At 37.2% G+C, this 1,041-nt stretch carries 1 pseudogene; it reads right to left on the bottom strand.

The features are described from left to right. Positions 1–917, bottom strand: a pseudogene (locus tag CD31_RS00205) (hypothetical protein); the annotation flags it as partial. Between the last annotated feature and the right edge of the window lie 124 nt (positions 918–1,041).

Below are 1,041 nucleotides of genomic sequence, written 5' to 3'. Positions count from 1 at the left end.
GCATCTGGATCGCCCGAAGTTCCTCTGATCGTAAATTTATCAGTATCTATTATTCCGCTCGGTGTAGGCGTTTCTACTGAAAGTAATGGTGCGCGATTAGGTACAACGTAAAATGTACGTTCAACCGTATCAGATTGTCCACCCTCACTATCGATTGCCCAAACTTTTAGAGTATGTGGGACGCCATCAGCTAAAACATCAGTAATTGGCACCTCTCCATCAAACAGCCTACCACCTTTAAATATCAGTTGCTTTGACAGCGGGATTTGCATCTGGCTTAAATTTGTCGCTAATACCAGTTTGGGATTATCATCAATTTGATAATAAGCTGTAACTGACTGGTTAGGATCAGTATCGTTTGTTGTGCCAGATAAATTGAGTATGTCGTTTTCGTATAATGTTGTGTTATTTGATGGTGAATTTAGCACAATTGTCGGTGATGCATTAAACCAACCTTGCTCAAGTAGTACCGTTGTAACAACTGAAATATCAACAGCTGCGTTAAAAGGTACTCTAAGTACAAGATAATGGAAAGAACTACCATTCTCTGTATATTCAGCTCTGAAAACTCTTGAAATAAATCTATTTATCTCCCATCCTTTGTATTTGATAGGAATGATGAAATCTAATTCAACACTTTTAGAATAAACCTTAAAGCCACTATCTCCATATGTCAATCTTACTGTTTCGAAATTTCCGTTTTCGGGATTTCTTAAACGGATTTCATAATAATCACCTGAAGAATATTGTTCAGTAAACAACGTGTTGTTGTGTGTTGAATCAATACGTATTCTCACCAATACACCAGATGCGTTTTTGTAAATATTAGCACTAAAACTAAAGTATGATGCACTTACTGTACCATCTGTTGATACTAATTTAAGGTTGTTTTTAAAATTATACGGTAACGACGCCATCCTATACCACCTCCACTAACTCAACACTAAATGTCTGCCAATCACCAACACTCATTTCAGCATTGACTGTATCGATTGAAACGTTACTACGAGCCACTTTAGCGCCCTTTTTGTACGAAAATGC

This window comes from Lysinibacillus boronitolerans JCM 21713 = 10a = NBRC 103108 (assembly GCF_000772935.1).
In the GTDB taxonomy this organism is placed as follows: Bacteria; Bacillota; Bacilli; order Bacillales_A; family Planococcaceae; genus Lysinibacillus; species Lysinibacillus boronitolerans.
Note: the sequence above shows the minus strand (reverse complement) of the source record. Positions and strands in the feature narration are given on the sequence as shown.